The 15,045-nt window shown below is 72.4% G+C and carries 14 protein-coding genes and 1 pseudogene; 11 read left to right on the forward strand and 4 right to left on the reverse strand.

Annotated features, from left to right (window positions below):
• Positions 1 to 23: 23 nt before the first annotated feature.
• From ACFCXS_RS24370 to ACFCXS_RS24385, 4 genes and pseudogenes are all read right to left on the reverse strand, one after another.
• Positions 24 to 527, reverse strand: coding sequence for a very short patch repair endonuclease (locus ACFCXS_RS24370; protein WP_376645443.1), 504 nt, complete (start codon positions 525 to 527; stop codon positions 24 to 26).
• Between the two features lie 203 nt (positions 528 to 730).
• Positions 731 to 919 (reverse strand): hypothetical protein, encoded by a 189-nt coding sequence (locus ACFCXS_RS24375; RefSeq protein WP_125505105.1) that lies wholly within the window; start codon positions 917 to 919, stop codon positions 731 to 733.
• 320 nt (positions 920 to 1,239) lie between these two features.
• Positions 1,240 to 2,406 carry a pyridoxal phosphate-dependent aminotransferase gene (locus ACFCXS_RS24380; protein ID WP_376645444.1) on the reverse strand — a complete coding sequence of 389 codons (1,167 nt, stop codon included), beginning with the start codon at positions 2,404 to 2,406 and terminating at the stop codon, positions 1,240 to 1,242.
• A gap of 103 nt (positions 2,407 to 2,509) precedes the next feature.
• A pseudogene (locus tag ACFCXS_RS24385) lies at positions 2,510 to 3,286 on the reverse strand (aminotransferase class I/II-fold pyridoxal phosphate-dependent enzyme); the annotation flags it as partial.
• 128 nt (positions 3,287 to 3,414) lie between these two features.
• On the opposite strand from ACFCXS_RS24385, the gene ACFCXS_RS24390 reads away from it, so the two are divergent.
• From ACFCXS_RS24390 to kynU, 11 genes are all read left to right on the forward strand, one after another.
• Positions 3,415 to 3,711, forward strand: a complete 297-nt coding sequence (locus ACFCXS_RS24390; protein ID WP_376645445.1) for a hypothetical protein — start codon at positions 3,415 to 3,417, stop codon at positions 3,709 to 3,711.
• Positions 3,712 to 4,400: 689 nt separating this feature from the next.
• Entirely contained in the window at positions 4,401 to 4,928 is a 528-nt protein-coding gene (locus tag ACFCXS_RS24395) for a DUF2617 family protein (RefSeq protein ID WP_376645446.1), read from the forward strand.
• A 210-nt stretch (positions 4,929 to 5,138) separates the two neighbouring features.
• Positions 5,139 to 6,794 carry a polyamine aminopropyltransferase gene (locus tag ACFCXS_RS24400; protein WP_376645447.1) on the forward strand — a complete coding sequence of 552 codons (1,656 nt, stop codon included), beginning with the start codon at positions 5,139 to 5,141 and terminating at the stop codon, positions 6,792 to 6,794.
• Between the two features lie 250 nt (positions 6,795 to 7,044).
• On the forward strand, positions 7,045 to 7,977 hold the full coding sequence (locus ACFCXS_RS24405; RefSeq protein ID WP_376645448.1) for an SRPBCC family protein: 933 nt from the start codon (positions 7,045 to 7,047) through the stop codon (positions 7,975 to 7,977).
• Between the two features lie 166 nt (positions 7,978 to 8,143).
• Complete coding sequence (locus ACFCXS_RS24410; RefSeq protein WP_376645449.1) at positions 8,144 to 8,932, forward strand: aldose 1-epimerase; 789 nt, start codon at positions 8,144 to 8,146, stop codon at positions 8,930 to 8,932.
• Between the two features lie 10 nt (positions 8,933 to 8,942).
• Positions 8,943 to 9,491, forward strand: coding sequence for an orotate phosphoribosyltransferase (gene pyrE / locus ACFCXS_RS24415; RefSeq protein ID WP_030245666.1), 549 nt, complete (start codon positions 8,943 to 8,945; stop codon positions 9,489 to 9,491).
• A 148-nt stretch (positions 9,492 to 9,639) separates the two neighbouring features.
• A complete protein-coding gene (fbaA, locus tag ACFCXS_RS24420; RefSeq protein WP_097218402.1) occupies positions 9,640 to 10,662 on the forward strand; it encodes a class II fructose-bisphosphate aldolase in 1,023 nt (340 codons plus the stop codon).
• A 70-nt stretch (positions 10,663 to 10,732) separates the two neighbouring features.
• On the forward strand, positions 10,733 to 12,199 hold the full coding sequence (locus ACFCXS_RS24425) for an MFS transporter (protein WP_376645450.1): 1,467 nt from the start codon (positions 10,733 to 10,735) through the stop codon (positions 12,197 to 12,199).
• An 82-nt stretch (positions 12,200 to 12,281) separates the two neighbouring features.
• Positions 12,282 to 12,695, forward strand: a complete 414-nt coding sequence (locus ACFCXS_RS24430) for a DUF3151 domain-containing protein (protein ID WP_376645451.1) — start codon at positions 12,282 to 12,284, stop codon at positions 12,693 to 12,695.
• Between the two features lie 170 nt (positions 12,696 to 12,865).
• Entirely contained in the window at positions 12,866 to 13,696 is an 831-nt protein-coding gene (locus ACFCXS_RS24435; protein ID WP_376645452.1) for a tryptophan 2,3-dioxygenase family protein, read from the forward strand.
• Positions 13,689 to 14,900: a kynureninase gene (gene kynU, locus ACFCXS_RS24440; RefSeq protein ID WP_376645453.1), complete on the forward strand. Its 1,212-nt coding sequence runs from the start codon at positions 13,689 to 13,691 to the stop codon at positions 14,898 to 14,900. The genes ACFCXS_RS24435 and kynU overlap by 8 nt, the downstream gene beginning before the upstream one ends.
• The last annotated feature ends 145 nt before the right edge of the window (positions 14,901 to 15,045 follow it).

Raw genomic sequence — 15,045 nt, forward strand, 5'->3', positions numbered from 1 at the left:
CGCTACCGCCAGCGAAGCGACGGTCAGGAGGTATTCCTCGGATGCTTCGAGGCTTGGACCTCCTGCCGCCGGGCGGCCACTGCCTCAATGACAGTCGCGGCACACGCCTCTGGTTCGAGGTGTTCCCAGAAGCGGAGCACCAGCCAGCCTGCCTCCGCGAGGCGGTTGTCTGTGTCTCGGTCGCGCTGGATGTTCCGGCCGATCTTTTCTTCCCAGTACGGCCGGTTCGTCTTCGGCATCACGAAGTGCTCCGGGCAGCCGTGCCAGAAGCAGCCGTCGATGAAGACTGCGACTTTCACCGGGCGGAAGACTATGTCGGCCGTGCGGCGCGTCTTCGGGAGCGGCTTTGCAGCCACCCGGTAGCGCAGTCCAGCGGCGTGGACAAGCGAGCGGAGGAGCAGCTCGGGCGCGGTATCGCGATTCCGGTTGCCAAGCATGCTCCGCCGGCTCGCGGCCGACGACGCCCACGACCCCTCCGGTGGTGTCCACTGATCGGCCGGCGCTTCTGGTAGTCCTTGCTCGCTCATATCTCCAGCAGCTTAGGGACAGCTTCCTCCGGGTCGTCCCGCCTGGCGAGGACCCATTCCTATCCCTCCAGCTCTATTCTCGGCACTTCCCCATGGTGCGGACGGGCAGCCGCAAGCCTCGCACTCACCGACGCTACCCGGTCGCACGCCGACGATTCCCGACCGCTGCGACGGGAGTGGCCTAGCGGCGGCGGGATCTCCACTCACAGAGTCCCGTCCTGCAGCAGTGCCTTGAAGGCGTCTGCCTCTCGCTGCAGCACAATGCGCCCGTCGCCGTCGCTGAACGCCAGGATCCGGCCGCCTGCATCCAGGCCAGCCTCCGCGAGGAGTCCCAGCGGCAGGGACACACGGCCGTCGTCATCGATCTGCAGTTCTGCTGGTTCGCGTATCACGATCGCAGTCTGCCAGTCTCCAGGTAGGACTGGGCTGCCCTGACCGGTCCGGCGATCAGCCGCCCAGGAGCATCACCCTCTGTGACACGTAGATCCGTAAGCCTGCTCGCCTCGTCGGCCTCCGCGGACACGGCGCGAAACGCGGACTCAGCGGCCGTTGGCTGAGGTCCCGCTGGGAGCCATCTGGGAGCCAACCCGCTCCCCAAACCCCTTCAGGACCACCTGAGACCACCGCACCCCAACGCCCTGACCAGGCAAAACAGCAAACCAGCCGGTGATGATCACGCCCGAACCTCATTCGGGACGAAGCGGGCGTGAGTTCAGGACGGCAAGCGTTGCAGGCGGTCGGCGGCTTCCTGGAGAACGTCGTCCTTCTTGCAGAAGGTGAACCGAACCTGGCTGCGTCCGGCGTCCGGGTCGTCGTAGAACACGGAGTTGGGGATGGCGACGACGCCGCAGCGCTCGGGGAGGGCGCGGCAGAAGGCGTAGGCGTCTTTCTCGCCGAAGGGCGTGATGTCGGTGGTGATGAAGTACGTGCCCTGGGGCTGGTAGACCTCGAACCCGGCCGCGCGCAGCCCGTCGCCGAGCAGGTCGCGCTTGCGGCGGAGGTCGGCGCGGAAGCTCTCGAAGTACGAGTCTGGCAGGCGCAGCGCCGCGGCGATCGCGTACTGGAACGGGCCCGCGCTGACGTACGTCAGGTACTGCTTGGCTGTCCGGACGGCGGAGACGAGCGCGCTGTTCGCCGTGACCCAGCCAACCTTCCATCCAGTGAAGGAGAAGGTCTTGCCGGCCGAGCCGATAGTGACCGTGCGCTCGCGCATGCCGGGCAGGGCCGCGATAGGGCGGTGCGTACCCTCGAAGACCAGGTGCTCGTACACCTCGTCGGTGACGACGAGCAGGTTGTGCTCGATGGCGAGTGCGGCGATGGCGCTCTGTTCGTCGGCGGTGAGGACCATCCCGGTCGGGTTGTGCGGGGTGTTGAGGAGAAGGAGGCGGGTCCGCGGGGTGATCTTGGCGCGCAGCTCGTCCAGGTCTGGGCGGAAGGACGGGGCCCGGAGAGTGAGCGGTACGCGCTTCGCGCCGGCCATCGCGATGCAGGCCGCGTAGGAGTCGTAGAAGGGCTCGAAGGCGATGACCTCGTCGTCCGGCTCCAGCAGCGCCAGCATGGTGGCGGCGATGGCCTCGGTGGCGCCGGCGGTGACCAGGACCTCGGTGTCGGGGTCGAAGGCGAGGTCGTAGAAGCGCTGCTGGTGGTCGGAGATCGCGGCGCGCAGTTCCGGGATGCCTGGGCCGGGCGGGTACTGGTTGCCCTTGCCCTCCCGCAGGGCGCGGACGGCGGCCTCGCGGATCTCCTCGGGGCCGTCGGTGTCCGGGAAGCCCTGGCCCAGGTTGATCGAGCCCGTCGCGGTCGCCAGTGCCGACATCTCCGCGAAGATCGTCGTCCCGAGTCCGTCCAGCCTGCGGTTCAGCAGCGGCCTGCCGTTCATGTCTCCACCGTTCTTACTCGGGTGTTCGTCGGTTCTCCGGGGCAATCCTCGCCGATGCCCGACCGGGTACTCACGCGGCCAGCATCCAATAGGTAGGCGAAACAGCCTTGACCCAGCCGACCTTCCAGCCGGTGAACGAGAACGTCTTCCCGCTGCTCGAAATGGTGACGGTACGCTCGCGCATCCCCGGGAACGTCGCCAGCGGCACGTGCTCGGCGTCGTCGAAGACCAGGTGCTCGTAGACCTCGTCCGTCACCACCAGCAGGTCGCGCTCCACCGCCAGCTCGGCGATCGCGGCGAGCTCCTCGCGGGTGAGGACCGTGCCGGTCGGGTTGTGCGGGGTGTTGATCAGCAGCAGCCGGGTGCGGTCGGTGACGGCGTCGCGCAGCTCGTCGAGGTCGAGACGGAACCGGCCCTCGTCCTCGTGCGCCCGCAGGGTGACCGGCACCCGGCGCCCACCGGCCATCGCGATGCACGCGGCGTAGGAGTCGTAGTACGGCTCGAAGGCGATCACCTCGTCGCCGGGCTCCACCAGGGCCAGCAGGGCGGCGGCGATGGCCTCGGTGGCACCGGCGGTGACCAGGACCTCCGTGTCGGGGTCCCAGGCCAGGCCGTAGCGGCGCTGCTGGTGGGCGGTGACCGCGGTACGCAGCTCGGGGACGCCGGGACCCGGCGGGTACTGGTTGCCGCGGCCGTCCCGCAGGGCCCGCACGGCGGCCTCCCGGATCTCCTCGGGGCCGTCGGTGTCGGGGAAGCCCTGCCCGAGGTTGATGGCACCGGTGCTCAGGGCGAGGGCGGACATCTCGGCGAAGATCGTCGTCCCGAACTCGGCGAGCCGGCGGTTCAGGAGGGGGCGCGCGCTGGAGGTCATGCCGGTCATCCTGCGCCGAAGCTCTGGAGTTCCTCAACTCTGTGTTGGGCCGTGAGCGGGAAGGGCATCACCGCTTCACGCAAGAGCGAGGCGCCCACGGGGGGCCGCTTCGGGGGACATGGAAGGAGGGTGACGCCATGATCGTCGGCATCATCCTGGTAGTGGTCGCAGTCGTCCTGGTCGGGGCGCTGGTCTCCAAGGCCCGTGGGGGCGGTTCCCGGGGGGCGACGCGTCGTGGCGGGTGGGCGTCCACCGGTTCGAGCAGCAGCAGCGCCGGCGGCAGCTGGTGGGCGGGCGGGGGAGACTCCGGCTCGTCCGGCGGCGGACACCATGGCGGACACCACGGGGGCCACTCCTGCGGCGGCGGCTCGTCCTGCGGGGGCGGGTCGTCCTGCGGGGGTGGTGGCGGTGGCTGCGGCGGCGGAGGCAGCTGACTGACGTCGGCCGTCCTCACGACGGGGGAGCCGCAATCCACCGAACGCGGGGTCCGCACCTGGGGCGGCCCCCGCGTTGCCGTGTCGCAAGGGGCAAGGGGCAAGGGGCAAGGGGCAAGGAGGCCGGCGGGCAGCGGGCCGGCCGGGCAGGAGGCCATGGGAGCAGTGGTCGGTGGGCCAGGGGGTCAGGGGGGCCAGGGGGCCAGTGGCCAGTCGTCCCGGACGGACGACCCGTCGAATGTCTGTCGGGCGGCTTCGGGCGGGCGTCCGCAACGTCCCGTGTCTGTAGGACAACTCGCACCCGGCATGGTGTGCCTCGGACAACTGCGCGCCCTCGACGGCCATTTCAGGATCTCGCCGGAATCCCGGACGCCCCCTGCGTCCCGGCTGCGGGCGTGAGCCACGGCGCACCGGCGCACGCCTCCCCGGCACCGGCGCACGCCGTGGTTGAACAATTGAGCTGTGGAGCCCTCTGAGGGATGGAAACCCTACGAACTTGGGTAAAAACGCTGTGGCGGCGTCACCGTTCATGATTCCCTCTAAGTCACCGACGCAGCCCCCTCGGACGATCTGCGGACACCTTCCTGTAACCGGCCGACCGGGCTGACCCGGGCCGACATCCCCCGGTGCCGTGCCACCGGGGCGCAGCGGCCCCACTCCCTCTCCTTGTGTGCTTGCGGAGCCGATCCATGCTCACGACCCTGAACACCTCCTACACCGACACGCGCGCGGCCGATCTCGCGTGGGCCCTGGGGCGCGAGCCGCTCCCCGCACTGGCCGCGCTCGACCTCGAACTGGCGGACACCAAACTGCAGTTGCGGCTCCTCGGCGCGTCCCACCAGGTCCTGCTGGAGGAGGAGCGGGGCATCTGCTCGGAGACGGTGGCGTGCATCGCGGGCAGCAGCACCCCGCTTCCGCTCGGCGTCGCCAAGCGGGTGGACGACTGGGAGTACGAGTTCGCGGCCCGTGTCGAGGTCCTCTCGCCCGGCTCCTTCGCGGGCCGCGCCCAGGAGTTGCTGGCCCTCGTCGCCGACCACCCGCACGGCCTCGCCGGTGTCTTCCCCGGCAGTCCGTACGCCTTCACGGCCCTGCTCGCCCAGTACCACGAGGGCCAGGTGCACTGGCGGACCTGGCACGCCTACCCGCAGGACGGGCAGTTGGTGGCGACCCGCACGAGAGTGGGCGTGCGCGTGCCGGCGGCGGTGCTCGTCGACTGACCCGGCTCGACGGCGACTTCGGCGCCCCGGCCGCCCACCGGCTGTCCACCCCGGCCGCCCGCCCCCGCTGCCCACCTGGCTGTCCACCGCCGCCCGGCCCGCGGAGCCGCATGCGGTGAACCCGATCTCGTACCGGTGTCCGGGCCCGGTAAACCAGCACCACACGTGTGGGTGACGAACCGCAGTCGAGGCGTGACGTAACGTCGCAGCGTGATCGAGTCGCACGCGCCCGCCCCGCCCGGTTGCCCGCCGCCCCGGAGCGCCGCGGGCGGCCCCACCGGCCCGGCGCGGCTGCCCGTGCGGCCCGGCACCGGACGGTTCCTGGTCCTCGCGGGCGTGTTCGTCTGCGCGGCCTGCGGACTCGTGTACGAACTGGAACTCGTCGCGCTCGCCTCGTACCTGATGGGCGACTCCGTCACCCAGGCGTCCGTCGTGCTGTCCGTCATGGTGTTCGCCATGGGCATCGGCTCCCTCGCCGCGAAACGGCTGCGCCCGCTCGCCGCGGCCGGCTTCGGTGCCGTCGAGGCCGCCCTCGCGCTCGTCGGCGGGTGCAGCGCGATGGCCCTGTACGCGGTGTTCGCCTGGACCGGCGACTGGGGCGGGATGTGGGCCAACGGCCCGCGCTGCCTGCTGGTCGCCTTCTCCCTGGCCACCGGGCTGCTCATCGGAGCCGAGGTCCCGCTGCTGATGGAGCTGATCCAGCGGATCCGCCGCCAGGACGCGGGCGGCGCGGTCGCCGACCTGTCCGCAGCCGACTACGTCGGCGCCCTCGTCGGCGGTCTCGCCTTCCCCTTCCTCCTTCTGCCGTTCCTCGGGCAGCTGACCGGCGCGCTGCTCACCGGCGCGGTCAACGCGGTCGTCGGCGGGGCGCTGGTGCTCGGCCTGTTCCGCCGGGACCTGACCCGGCGCGCCCGCTGGCTGCTGCTGGTCGGCAACGTCCTCGTCCTCGCGGTCCTCGCCTCGGCCGCCGTCCTCGTCGACGACTTCGAACGGGCCGCGCGGCAGGCTGTCTACGGCGACGACGTCCGGGTGGCGCTCCGGACCGAGGTGCAGGAGGTCGTCCTCACCGGCGGCACGCGCGGGCGGCCCCTCGACCTGTTCCTCGACGGCCGGCTGCGGGTCAGCGGACGGGACGAGCTGCGCTACCACGAGGCCCTCGTCCACCCCGCGATGAGCGGGCCGCACGGGCGCGTGCTCATTCTCGGCGGCGGGGACGGGATGGCCGCCCGCGAGGTGCTGCACCATCCCGGAGTGGACCGGGTCGACGTCGTCGAACTCGACGCCGAGGTGATCCGGCTGGCCCGCACCGACCCCGCCCTGTCCGCGCTCAACCGGCACGCGTTCGGCGACCCGCGGGTGCACGTGACGACCGAGGACGCCTTCGGCTGGCTGCGCGGAGCGACTCCGGCGACGTACGACGTGGTCGTGTCGGACCTGCCGGACCCGGGGATGACGGCGAGCACGAAGCTGTACTCGCAGGAGTTCTACGGCCTCGCGCGGCGGGTGCTGGCCCCCGGCGGGCGGCTCGTGGTGCACGCCGGGCCGGTCGCGGCCGGGCCCCGGGTGTACTGGACGGTGGAGGCGACCCTGCGCGCGGCCGGTTTCCGCACCGCCCCGTACGGCACGGGCGGCCGCCGCACCGGTTTCGCCGCCGGGCCCGACCGCACCCCCGCCGACCGCTCCCGGGCGCCCCGCGACTGGGGTTTCGTCCTGGCCGCCCGCACGGACCCGCGGCTGCGGATCGACCCGGACGGCCCACGGCCCCGTGTCCTCACCCAGGCGTCCCTGGCCGCGGGGGAGCGGGCGGCGCGCAGGACGCGGATCGCGGGGTTGCCGCCGTCGACGCTGGTGCATCCGCGCTACTGAGGGGCTGGGCTGGGCTGGGCAGTGTCGGCCGGGCCGGCCTCGCGGGATCTCCTAGCGGGGCCGTGCCCGCCGGGCTGTCCTCGCGGGATCCGTCCGCCGGGCCGGCCTCGCGGGATCCGTCCGGTGGGCCGGCCTCGCGGGATCCGTCCGGTGGGCCGGGCCGGGAGGATACGCCTGGTGGGTGTGGATCGGGGGGTGAATCCCTCAGCCGGGGGTGCGTTCCGGGCTGTGCTGGGTAGAGTCCGTCGACATGGAGCACGAGGTGTTCGTTCCGGTTCCGGCCGAGCGGCTGAGGGAGGTGCTGGACGACCCCGCGAGGGTCGCCCGGGCCGTTCCCGGGCTCCAGCAGGACGCCGGCGCCGAGCCCGTCACCGGGCGGCTGAAGATCCGGGTCGGCAGCCATTCGGTCACCTACCGGGGTGCCCTGCGGGTGTCCCGGCGCGAGGGCGCTTACGCCGTCGAGGGCGAGGCGGAGGAGTCGCGCGGCAGCGGCTCGGTCAAGCTCGCCCTGCGGATCGCCCTGCGCGCGGCGCAGGACGGCTGCACCGTCGTGTACGAGGGCACGGCCACCGCGGACGGACGGATCAAGGACCTCCCGGCGGACGCGGTGGAGGGGGCGGTCACCCGGCTGCTGAACCGTTTCGCGGAGCACCTGGCCGCAGCGGCGCCGGAGACCACCACACCCCCCGCCACGCAGGACTTCGAACCGCGCGCGACGACGGACCACGAGACGACGCCCGGCGCGGACGACGAGGCACCACCGCCCCCGCCCGAGCCCCGGGCCGAGGGGAGCGCGGAGGCACCCTCGGATCCGGGTCCCACCGAGGACCCCCCGGCCCCCGAGCGTCCCTCCGACCCCGGGCTCACCGAGCACCCGCCGGCGCCCGAGCGTCCCCCCGGCTTCGGCGCCGACGCCCCGCCCCCCTCTCCGGGGCCCGTGGACCACGAGGAAGACGACATCGACGAGGACGACGACATCGCCGAGGCGGCGCACGCGCGACGGACCATGATCGGACGCAGCGCCGAGGAGGTCGACCACGCTCCGCCGCGCGGCCGGTACGCCCCCGTGCCCGCGCCCCAGACCGTGACGGCCCCGGCCCCGCTGCGCTGGGCGGCCCCCGCGGCGGCCCTGGCCCTGGCGTCGGCCATCGTGGCGGTCCGGGCCCTGCGCAGACGCCGCTGACCCACGCGGCGGCCGGACCGCCCCGGACCGGACCGCCCCGCCCCGGACCGCCCCGGACCGTCCCGCCCCGGACCGTCCCGCCCCGGACCGTCCCGCCCCGGGCACACGTGGCCGAAGCGGCGCGCGACCGGTGAGGCCCTCTTGATCACCGCAGTAGGGTCGTCCCGTGAGTGACGAAGACATCACGCTGACCGCGGGTGACGCGGAGGTGACCGTGCAGCCGGGCAACGGCGGCCGGGTCGGAGGACTGCGGATCGGTGGCGTCGAACTGCTGCGCCAGGGCGAGCGCTTCGGCTGCTTCCCGATGGTGCCCTGGTGCGGCCGGACCCGGGACGGACGGTTCCTGGACGGCGCCGAGGTGCGGCAGCTGCCGCTGAACGCCCCGCCCCACGCCATCCACGGCACCGTCCGCGACCGTGTCTGGCGCACCGCCCGGACCAGCGCGGACGAGGCCGTCCTCACCTGCGAGCTGGTCGACCCCTGGCCCTACCCGGGTCGCGTCACCCAGATCATCGCCCTCGCCGAGGACGCGCTGACGCTCACCATGTCCGTCGAGACGTACGACTCGTCCTTCCCGGCGCAGATCGGCTGGCACCCCTGGTTCAACCGGAACCTCGGCGGCCAGGACGTCACCCTCGACTTCGACCCCGCCTGGCAGGAGGAGCGCGGCGACGACCACCTGCCCACCGGCAACCGCCTCGACCCGAAGCCCGGCCCCTGGGACGACTGCTTCGGCATGCCCGGCGGCGTCGAGGCGACCCTGACCTGGCCCGGGCAGCTGGAGCTGAAGGTGACCAGCGGCGAGGAGTGGGTCGTCGTCTACGACGAGCAGCGGGAGGCCGTGTGTGTGGAGCCGCAGACCGGCCCGCCCAACGGCCTCAACACCCTGCCGCACCTGGTCACACCCCTGGAGCCGCTGGAGGCCTCGACGACCTGGAGCTGGCGCCGCATCTAAGCTGGGCGGCATGACGGACACACGCGGCGCGCTGCTGCAGCAGATCAAGGACAAGGCCGTGGTGCACGGCAAGGTGACCCTGTCGTCGGGTCTCGAGGCCGACTACTACGTCGACCTGAGGCGCGTCACGCTCGACGGCGAGGCCGCCCCGCTGGTCGGCCAGGTGCTGCTGGACCTGACCGCCGAGCTGGACTTCGACGCGGTCGGCGGGCTCACCATGGGCGCCGACCCGGTCGCCGCCGCCATGCTGCACGCGGCCGCCGCGCGCGGGAAGCGCCTGGACGCCTTCGTCGTGCGCAAGGCCGCCAAGGCGCACGGTCTGCAGCGGCGCGTCGAGGGTCCGGACATCGCGGGCCGCCGCGTGCTGGTCGTCGAGGACACCTCCACCACCGGCGGCTCCCCGCTGACCGCCGTCGAGGCCGTGCGCGAGGCCGGGGCCGAGGTCGTCGCCGTCGCGACCATCGTCGACCGGGCGACCGGCGCCGCCGAGAAGATCCAGGAGGGGGCCGGGGTGCCGTACCTCTTCGCCTTCTCCAAGGACGAGCTGGGCCTGGACTGACCGGGTACTGACCAGGGCGTGGACGGTGGCCTGGACCTTCCGGCCAAGTCTGGAAAGATGGGGCCGACGATGACGTCGCACCCCAAGGTCTAGGTCAGGGCCGTTAGACACAGCAGTACGTCAACCCGCAGATACAAGGAGCGGACGCATGCCCATCGCAACTCCCGAGGTCTACAACGAGATGCTGGACCGGGCGAAGGCAGGAAAGTTCGCCTACCCGGCCATCAACGTGACCTCCACCCAGACCCTGCACGCGGCCCTGCGCGGTTTCGCTGAGGCGGAGAGCGACGGCATCGTCCAGATCTCCACGGGTGGTGCCGAGTTCCTGGGCGGTCAGTACAGCAAGGACATGGTGACCGGTGCGGTCGCCCTGGCCGAGTTCGCGCACATCGTCGCCGAGAAGTACCCGGTGAACATCGCGCTGCACACCGACCACTGCCCCAAGGACAAGCTCGACGGGTACGTACGCCCGCTCCTGGCGCTCTCCCAGAAGCGCGTCGAGGCCGGTCTGAACCCGCTGTTCCAGTCGCACATGTGGGACGGCTCCGCCGAGACCCTCGCCGACAACCTCTCCATCGCGCAGGAGCTGCTGGAGCAGGCCCGCGCCGCGAAGATCATCCTCGAGGTGGAGATCACCCCGACCGGTGGCGAGGAGGACGGCGTCACCCACGAGATCAACGACTCCCTCTACACCACGGTCGACGACGCGATCCGCACCGCCGAGGCCCTCGGCCTCGGTGAGAAGGGCCGCTACCTGCTCGCCGCGTCCTTCGGCAACGTGCACGGCGTGTACAAGCCGGGCAACGTCGTCCTGCGCCCCGAGCTGCTGAAGGAGCTGAACGAGGGCGTCGCCGCCAAGTTCGGCAAGGGCTCCCCGTTCGACTTCGTCTTCCACGGCGGCTCCGGCTCCACGGAGGCGGAGATCCGCACCGCGCTGGAGAACGGCGTCGTGAAGATGAACATCGACACCGACACCCAGTACGCGTTCACGCGCCCGGTCGCGGACCACATGTTCCGCAACTACGACGGTGTCCTGAAGGTCGACGGCGAGGTCGGCAACAAGAAGACCTACGACCCGCGCACCTGGGGCAAGCTGGCCGAGGCCTCCATGTCCGCGCGCGTCGTCGAGGCCTGCGGCAACCTGCGCTCGACCGGCACGAAGATCAAGTAGTTCCGGTCCGCTCGCACACGTCGGAGCCCGGCACCTCCTGAGGTGCCGGGCTCTTCCGTATGCTCCCTGCATGCCCGATGTCCGGTTGGCCTCCCCGCAGGGCAAGTGGGTCCTGCTCACCACCGTCCTCGGCTCCAGCATGGCGATGCTGGACTCGACCGTCGTCAACGTCGCGCTGCCGCGCATCGGGCGCGACCTCGACGCGAGCCTGTCCGCCCTGCAGTGGACGGTCAACGCGTACATGGTCACGCTGGCCGGGCTGATCCTGCTCGGCGGGGCGCTGGGGGACCGGTTCGGGCGGCGCAAGGTGTTCGTCGTCGGCGTGGTGTGGTTCGCGCTGGCGTCGCTGCTGTGCGGGATCGCGCCGAACGCGGGCGTGCTGATCGCCGCGCGGGCCCTGCAGGGGGTGGGCGGCGCGCTCCTCACCCCGGGGTCGCTGGCGCTGATCCAGGCGTCCTTCCACCCCGACGACCGGGGGCGGGCCGTCGGCCTGTGGTCCGGGTTCGGCGGGATCGGGGCGGCGGTCGGGCCGTTCGTCGGCGGCTGGCTGGTGGACGGGCCGGGCTGGCGGTGGGTGTTCCTGCTGAACGTGCCGGTGGCCCTGGTGTGCGTGCCGGTCGCGCTGCGGCACGTCCCCGAGTCGGGGGACGGTTCGGCACACGGGCGGTTCGACGTGCTCGGGGCCGTGCTGGGGGCGCTGTCGCTCGCGCTGGTGACGTACGCGCTGATCGAGGCCGGTGAGGGCGGCCTGGTCGTGGTGGTGTCGGCGGTGGCCGGGCTGGCGGCGGCCGTCGCGTTCGTCGTCGTCGAGCGGCGCAGGCCCGATCCGATGATGCCGCCGGACATCTTCGCGTCCCGGCAGTTCACGGCCGTCAACCTCGTCACGCTGTGCGTGTACGCGGCGCTCGGCGGGTTCTTCTTCCTCGCCGCGCTCCAGCTCCAGGTCGTCGTGGGCTACTCGGCCCTCGCCGCCGGTACGGCCCTGCTGCCGACGACCGTGCTGATGCTGCTGCTGTCCGCGCGCTCCGGGGAGCTGGCCGACCGCATCGGGCCGCGCATCCCGCTGACCGTGGGGCCGCTGCTGTGCGCGGCCGGGATGCTGCTGATGCTGCGGGTCGGGCCGGGGGCGTCCTACCTCGCCGACGTGCTGCCGGCGCTGCTGGTGCTCGGGCTGGGCATGGTCACACTGGTGGCACCGCTGACGGCGACCGTGCTGGGCTCGGTGAGCGTGGTGCGCGCCGGGCTGGCCAGCGGCATCAACAACGCGGCGGCCCGGGCGGCGGGCCTGATGGCGGTCGCGGCGCTGCCGCTGCTGGCGGGCATGGGGGAGGAGGCGTACCGGGAGCCGGCGGCCTTCGACGCGGCGTTCGGCAAGGCCATGGGGTGGTGTGCGGGGGCGCTGGTGGCCGGCGCGGTGATCGCGGCCGCGGTGGTCCGCAGACCCCCGCCGGACTGCAAGCGGCCGGAGTGCCTGCGGCACGGCGGTGTGATGGCACCGCCGCTGGAGGGAGAGCCGGTGCGGAAGCGGTTGTCCTAGCCGCTGGGCGTCGGTGCTGAGGTCAGGGCGCTGCGCACCTGGGCGGCTGCCCGCGGTTCGGTTCATGCCTCAGACTTGAGGCATGTCCATTCACGAGAACCTTCTCGGGGGTCCGCCCCCGACCCATCTCCCCGACGACCCCGGGCCGCGGGAAATGCTCGCGGCGGGTGCCGCGTCCGTCGACGTCGCCGGTGCGCACCCCACCTCCTCGCTCGCCTGGGCCCAGCTCGCCGACGAGGCGTTCGAGCGGGGCGCGGCCGTGGAGTCCTACGCGTACGCCCGCACGGGCTACCACCGCGGCCTGGACGCGCTGCGCCGCAGCGGCTGGAAGGGCCACGGCCCGGTGCCGTGGGAGCACGAGCCGAACCGCGGCTTCCTGCGTGCCCTGCACGCCCTCGCCCGCGCCGCGCAGGCGATCGGCGAGCAGGAGGAGTACGAGCGCTGCTCCCAGTTCCTGAAGGACTCCTCGCCGACGGCGGCGCAGGTCCTGGGCTGAGACCCGGCCGGTGTACGCGAGGCCCGTCCGCGAAAGGGCGGGCCTCGCGGTTTCGGGGGACGATTGCGTTTCGCAGGACGATTGCGCAAGATGCCCCCTGGGGACCGGGGCCCCCGTGTCGGATTCGGCAGGGGCGGACCGCTACCCGGAGTAATACGCAGGAGACAGCGATGTCCCTTGAGGCTCACGAGCCCGAGACCCCGCATCTCGACTTCCACGGCACGACGCCGTACGAGGACTACGTCAAGGCGGACGTACTCACCCACCTCCAGCACACCCTCTCCGACGATCCCGGAGAGATGGTCTTCCTGGTGACGACCCAGGTGATGGAGCTGTGGTTCACCGTCATCGTCCACGAGTGGGAGACGGCCGCAGGCGCGCTCCGGGGTGACGACATCCCCACCGCCGTCGCCGCGCTCAAGCGGTCCGTCCGCGAGCTGGAGGCGCTCAACCACTCCTGGAAGCCGCTCGCCCAGCTCACGCCGGCCCAGTTCAACTCGTACCGCAGCGCTCTCGGCGAGGGCTCCGGCTTCCAGTCGGCGATGTACCGGCGCATGGAGTTCCTGCTCGGCGACAAGTCCGCGTCCATGCTCGTCCCGCACCGGGGCGCACCGCGTGTGCACGCCGAGCTGGAGAAGGCGCTGCACGAGCCGAGCCTGTACGACGAGGTCGTACGGCTGCTGGCGCGGCGCGGGCACGACATCCCGGAGGCCGTGCTGCGGCGCGACGTCTCGAAGCGCTACGAGCCGTCGCCGGAGGTGGAGGCGGCCTGGACGGCCGTCTACTCGGGCGACGAGAGCGACGAGGTCGCCCGGCTGGGCGAGGCGCTGAGCGACGTCGCCGAGCTGGTGTGGCGCTGGCGCAACGACCATCTCGTCGCCACCCGCCGCGCGATGGGCGCCAAGACCGGCACGGGCGGCTCCGCCGGGGTGGCCTGGCTGGAGAAGCGCGCGCAGAAGAACGTCTTCCCCGAGCTGTGGACGGCCCGGTCCTATGTCTGAACTGACGGAACGCGCCCACCAGCTGGACGCCGTCGACGAACTGCGCGGCAAACGCCAGGAGTTCGTGCTCGACACCGGCTCTGATCGTGCGGCTGACGCCGCGGGCGTCTACCTCGACGGCAACTCCCTCGGCGCGCTGCCGGCCGTGGTCCCCGGCCGGGTCGAGGACGTCGTACGCCGCCAGTGGGGCGAGCTGCGCATCCGGTCCTGGGAGGAGAGCGGCTGGTGGACGGCGCCCGAGCGGATCGGCGACCGGATCGCCCCGCTGGTCGGTGCGGCGCCCGCGCAGATCGTCGTGGGCGACTCCACCAGCGTCAACGTCTTCAAGGCACTCGTGGGCGCGGTGCGGATGGCCGGGGAGGGCCGTGACGAGCTCCTCGTCGACGCGACGACCTTCCCCACCGACGGGTACATCGCCGAGTCCGCCGCCCGCATGACCGGCTGCACCCTGCGTCCCGTGGCACCCGCGGACGTGCCGGGCGCGCTGGGCGAGCGGACCGCCGCCGTCCTGCTCAACCACGTCGACTACCGCACCGGCCGGCTGCACGACCTGCCCAAACTGACCGCCGCCGCGCACGAGGCCGGGGCGGTCGCCGTCTGGGACCTGTGCCACAGCGCCGGTGCGCTGCCGGTCGGACTGGACGAGCACGGCGTGGACCTCGCGGTCGGCTGCACCTACAAGTACCTGAACGGGGGGCCCGGTTCACCGGCGTACCTGTATGTGCGGCGGGAGTTGCAGGACCGTTTCGACTCGCCGCTGCCCGGCTGGAACTCGCACGCCGAGCCGTTCGGGATGCGCACCGGTTACGAACCGGCCCCCGGCGCCCTGCGCGGCCGGGTCGGCACACCCGACATCCTCTCCATGCTCGCCCTGGAGGCGGCCCTGGAGGTCTGGGACGGGGTGTCGGTCGAGGCGGTGCGGGCCAAGTCGCTGGCGCTGACGGACTTCTTCCTGGAGTGCGTGGCGGCGTATGTGCCCGAGGGCAGGGTGGAGTGCGTGACGCCGTCGGCGCACGAGGAGCGGGGCAGCCAGATCGCGCTGCGCTGTGCCGACGCCGGTGACGTGATGAAGCGGCTGATCGAGCAGGGCGTGGTCGGCGACTTCAGGGCGCCGGACGTGCTGCGCTTCGGGTTCACACCGCTGTACGTCGGGTTCTCCGACGTGGAGCGCGCGGCGCGGGTGCTGGCGCAGACGCTGGCCTGAGCGGCGCGACGGGGCCGGGACGCCAGGGTGGTGGACGCCACGGCGATGCCCCGGCCCCGCGGGGGCCGTGCGGACTTCACCGAGCGTGACATCTGCATGTCGGCGCATGTCACGCGCCTGGTACCGTCCCGGCCAACGGCGCGGC

Source organism: Streptomyces sp. NPDC056373, assembly GCF_042262425.1.
GTDB lineage: Bacteria > Actinomycetota > Actinomycetes > Streptomycetales > Streptomycetaceae > Streptomyces.